Here is a 4895-nt window from a genome sequence, read left to right as displayed (position 1 = left end):
TCGTGGTCGGATTATTCGATTACGACAACGACAACGACAACGACAACGTACCCGGGATCTCGGTCACCACATCAGTTCTGATCGCACCCGGGGTCCCGCCCGGCTGCACACCTGCACCGTGAAAATCCGGCCGGGTCATGGGAGCGGCTTGCAGCCGCGACTGGACCTCACAAGTCGCGGCTGCAAACCGCGCCCACGGGGGATTTTCGTCTTCGGCAGTGGCCGCTGCTCCTGCCATAGCGGGTAGCCGGTTCCTTGCGGCGACGCCCCTTGGGCTTATTCCTTCTTCAGCAGGTCGCCTAACCCCGCGAAGGGGTTGTGGGTGGTCTGCTTGCCCCCGCCCGGGGCCGGCCGGGTGGGTCCGGCAGCGCGGGCGGCCAGGTGTTCCTCGTAGCGCTGGTGCTCGTTGTCGTGGCAATAGAGGCAGAGCAGTTCCCAGTTGCTCCCGTCGGGCGGGTTGCGATCATGGTTCATGTCCTTATGGTGGACGGTCAGTTCGCGCAGATTGCTCCGGTCGAAGACCCGGGCGCAGCGCCCGCACACCCAGGGGTAGAGTTTGAGGGCCTGTTCGCGGTAACCGGCGGCGCGCTCGTCGCTGGCCGCCCGCGCCTGACTGACGACGCGGTCGAGCCGTGCCGTGTCGATCGGTCGGCCGGTCTTGCCGTGACGCGGGGGATCACTCGGGGGCATGGGTCGACCTCGTTACGCCTGTTGAATACCGGCGATGTACCAGTCGCCGGCCGCGCTCGCCCACTGGTGCTGGACATGCCAGAACTCACGCACTTCCTGGGCGGGGCCCTGCTCGTCCTCACGGATCAGCCCGGAGAACAGGATGCTCGCCACGGCCAGGTCCCCGTCGCGCTGCAGCGATGCCAACTGCGCCTGGAGGCGTACCACTTCGGTGTACTGGGGGCCGGCCAGCGCTGCGCGCTCGCGTTGCAGCTCGGCGCACAGCTCGGGGGTGGTGTAGTCGCGGATCTCGCTGAAGTCCGCCTTGTCCCAAGCTGCCTGCAGGCGGATGTAGTGGTCCTTGGCCCCGGCCTCGAAGGCCGCGCCGTCGAACCAGACGGGGAACTCATTGCCGCCGCCGGTCGAGCCCCGCGCTTCACCCAGGCCGCCGCCGTTCTGCGCGCCGAGCGGGTCCGGGCCCGCGGGCGGCGCGTTGAAGCCAGGTCCCGCGTTGGCGGTTGCGGTCCTGCCGTAGGCGGCCGCGGCCAGGGTCCTGGCCTGGTTGCGGCGAAACCAGCGCCAGAGCATGAAGACACCGAATCCCAGCGCGGCGACCACCAGGAAGTCCATGATCTGGAAGCCCTGGAATCCGCCGCCCATGAACATCGACGCCAGCAGCCCGCCGGCGGCAAGCCCCGCCAGGGGGCCGAGCCAGCGGCTGGCCCCGCCGGCCTGGGGCGCCCGCTGCCCGGCGGTGGCCGTCGGACCCTGCGCTTGGGTGGGGCGCTGCGCCGGCGCCTGACTCGGCATGCTGTACTGCTTGCCGACATTGCCCCCGCCACCCATGCGCCTGGCGTCGGCCGGTTGGGGCAGCAGCAGGAGGCCGGCGACCAACAGCGTGGCCGCGGCGATGAAGATGGTCTCAAGTTTCATAGTGCGGGTGAGGTCCTGCAAGGTGAGTGGATGGGTCCGGACCCACGGTCAAGGCGTGACTGGACGGCGGCGTCGGCGCCCGCTTACCTTGCCAACCCTGGGCCTCGATGTCAAAGCCGGATTGTCGGGGTCCGCCGCGCGGCGCACAACCCCCGGGGAGGTCCCGGTCCCGGGTTGGCCCCACGACCACGAACCTGGGTCGCCGCGGCCGCCGGGGAGCGCGGTGACCCGGCGCGGTCGCCGCGCCGGGGGGCCTAACCCGCGCCGCACGGCGCCTTCGTCGCCGTTTTCGCAGCATCTGTCGCGTCGCTCTGGCTATTTTGGGGTTCACCGATAGCTTAACAGGTAGGAGGCGGTACTGCGCCGTCGGGCGGGTGCCACGAGACAGGGATCAGGTCTCTCCCACCGTTATTGGAGTCGTAAGCATGTATAAGAATCGACACCACGCACAGTACCAAATCGCCGCCGCGCATCAGGCGGTAAGCCTCGGCCGGTCACCTGTCAACCCCCGCGAGGCCGGCGCGGACAGTGCCCCCATCCTGGCGCGCCTGCACGCCTTGCGCACACTCGATAGCCACCGGGTGCTGCCTGAACTCATCCTGATCCTCGGGCAACTGCCGGCGGCGCAGCTGGAGGTGCAGGCGCGCTGCCACGCCTTGCGCAAGCTCGAGCGGGCCGTCGTGCAGGTCGCCGCGGTCCTGGCCCCGGGACCGATGGGTGCGCCGGCCGGGGCCAGCGGTCAGCGCACCACTCTGCGTGGGGGACGCAGCGCGGCGCTGAGTCTGGAACAGCGGCTCTATGCCGCGATGGCCCACAACTGCGTGCATCTGCTGCACGAATTGGACCACGGTCAAGGCTTTTTCTCCGATGATCACGCGCGCGGCCGGGCCTGGGCGATCCGCGTCGCCTTCCGCTTTTTCAGCCGCGAACTGCTCTATGCCGTCAAGGCCGGGAGCACCTGGCCCGCGGGCGCCTGGCTGGCCTTGCACGAACTGTTCGTCTATCTGGTGATGCGCGGCAGCGTGCGGCCGCACGGTGAGTCACCGGCCCTGGATGAGGACGAATTCGACCCTGAACTGGCCTACAAGCGGCTGCTGCTGATCGGCCTGGTGGCGGACCTGTGCGGGTGCGCGCGCATCGACCGTGAGGTGGCCGCACGCCTCCGGCACTTGGCCGCGGACGCCCGTCTGATCGCCTCCGACGGGCTGGTCGGGGAGTCCGGACTCATCCTGGTCGATGTCGGGCTGGACCGCCCGGCGCAGCTCAAGACGGGCAGTCTGGATGACCCCTTCCGCGGGTGGGTATTACGGGTCCCGGACGCGTTCCACACCCTGCTCCTGTTCCTTGACCCCTTCCACCACCATCGGATCGCCGGCGCCGCTGAGCGTCGGCCCTGACCGCCGCGGACGGCGGAGGCCGACGCCGCGCGCCGGCCTCGGCGTAGCGGGTCGATCAAGGGGGGTGCGGTCAGAACTGAGGTGTTCGTTGTCGTTGTCGTTGTCGTAATCGTGGTCGGATTATTCGACCACGACCACGACCACGACCACGACCACGACCACGACAACGACAACGACAACGACAACGTACCCGAGGTTTCGGTCACCACAGCAGTTCTGATCGCACCCCAAGAGGTGGGCTGGGGTGCTAAGCTCAGGGCACCAAGATATCATCCACCGACCCGTCGCGGCGCTATGTCCCTCACCCCCGACGCTCGCTCCACCGTGCTGGTGGTCGACGATACCCCCGAGAACCTCTTGGTTCTCGGGGAAATACTGCAGCCGGAGTTTCGCGTGCGGGTCGCTAACGGCGGCGCGCGCGCGCTGGTCGTCGCGCACACCAAGCCCCCCCCGGACCTCATTCTGCTCGATGTGATGATGCCGGGACTGGACGGCTATGCCGTGCTGGAGCGCCTGCGCGGCGATCCCGTCACCGCCCTGGTGCCGGTGATTTTCGTCACCGCCCTGGATGCGGTGCAGGACGAAGAGCGCGGTTTCGCCCTCGGGGCGGTGGACTACATCACCAAGCCGGTGCGCGCCGCGATCGTGCGGGCGCGGGTGCGCACCCACCTGCTGCTCAAGCACGCCCGCGATGCCTTGGCACTGCGCAACGACGCCTTGGAGGCGGAGGTGGCGCGGCGTGTGCGGGAGGGTCAGATTGCGCAGGACGTGAGCATCCGCGCCTTGGCCAGTCTCGCCGAGACGCGCGATCCCGAGACCGGCAATCATCTGCGCCGCACCCAGGCCTATGTGCAATGCCTGGCCCAGCGGCTTACGGACCACCCGCGCTTTCGCACTGCCTTGAGTCCGCGCGGGGTGCGGATGATCGTCCAGGCGGCGCCGTTGCACGACATCGGCAAGGTCGGCATCCCGGATCATATCCTGCTCAAGCACGGCCGGCTCACCGGGGCGGAGTATGCGGTGATGCAGACCCACAGTCGGATCGGCAGCGACGCCATTGACGATGCCATGCGCGGGGCCATGTCGGAGACGGAGTATGCGGCGCTGCGCGAGCATTGCCGCCTCGGTCATGCGGCCTTGGCGGCGGCGTTGGCGGGGCCCGGCGGCGCCGCCGACCCCGGGCCGCTGGAGTTTCTGCTGATCGCCCAGGCGATCGCCCGTTCGCACCACGAGTGCTGGGACGGCAGCGGCTATCCGGACGGTCTCCAAGGCGATGACATCCCCGTCGCGGCGCGTCTCATGGCGCTGGCGGATGTCTTCGACGCCCTGGTGTTTCGCCGCGTCTATAAGCCGGCCATGGCTGTCGATGCGGCGATCGAAGAGATTCGCGCTCACCGGGGGACGCATTTCGATCCCGACGTGGTCGATGCCTTCCTGGCCGACCAGGGCCGCTTCCGGGCGATCGCCAGCCACTACGCGGAGGACGAGCGCCACCGGCTGGCGGTGTCCGGCAGCTACCAGGACCGGGTCTGAGCCGAATCGCGAGCCGGATTGCGTCGCAATTCGCGAACCGCACGCCATCCACCACACCAACCGCTTGTAAGGTGCCGTCACGGCATTCGGGATGGATCTTGCATCAAGCGTTATCGCGCCGAGCTAAGCTTGGCGTCTCTTGCGGGGTGTAAGTCCCCGTCGGGTAAGGGCTAGCGACCCGCCCGTATCGAGTGTTGGTCCCATTGCGGAGTGGGGTAACCCGCGAACAAGACTATGGGGCAAGCGTACACAGAGAATCTTGTAGGCCGTAGGGGAAATCGCGTTCCCTGAAGTGCTGGTACAGCTTCGAAATAGCTAATGCGGATGCCGACAGTTTTAACGTGCTGGAAGGCAACATGACGT

General features: G+C 68.1%; 4 protein-coding genes. 2 read left to right on the top strand and 2 right to left on the bottom strand.

What is annotated here, in order from left to right; all coding sequences use genetic code 11:
* Window positions 1-276: 276 nt before the first annotated feature.
* Window positions 277-690 (bottom strand): YajD family HNH nuclease, encoded by a 414-nt coding sequence (locus QZY48_RS25740; RefSeq protein WP_295436375.1) that lies wholly within the window; start codon window positions 688-690, stop codon window positions 277-279.
* 12 nt (window positions 691-702) lie between these two features.
* Entirely contained in the window at window positions 703-1602 is a 900-nt protein-coding gene (locus QZY48_RS25735) for a TIM44-like domain-containing protein (RefSeq protein ID WP_295436374.1), read from the bottom strand.
* Window positions 1603-2027: 425 nt separating this feature from the next.
* On the opposite strand from QZY48_RS25735, the gene QZY48_RS25730 reads away from it, so the two are divergent.
* Together QZY48_RS25730 and QZY48_RS25725 are read left to right on the top strand one after the other, a co-directional pair.
* Window positions 2028-2999, top strand: a complete 972-nt coding sequence (locus QZY48_RS25730; RefSeq protein ID WP_295436373.1) for a hypothetical protein — start codon at window positions 2028-2030, stop codon at window positions 2997-2999.
* Between the two features lie 294 nt (window positions 3000-3293).
* The gene (locus QZY48_RS25725) at window positions 3294-4532 is read left to right on the top strand and encodes an HD domain-containing phosphohydrolase (RefSeq protein ID WP_295436376.1); all 1239 of its coding nucleotides are present in this window, start codon (window positions 3294-3296) and stop codon (window positions 4530-4532) included.
* Window positions 4533-4895 lie beyond the last annotated feature (363 nt).

Origin of the sequence: uncultured Thiodictyon sp. (assembly GCF_903828115.1) — a bacterium.
Lineage (GTDB): Bacteria > Pseudomonadota > Gammaproteobacteria > Chromatiales > Chromatiaceae > Thiodictyon.
The sequence above is the reverse complement of the archived record's forward strand: the minus strand, read 5'-3'. Positions and strand labels throughout refer to the sequence as shown.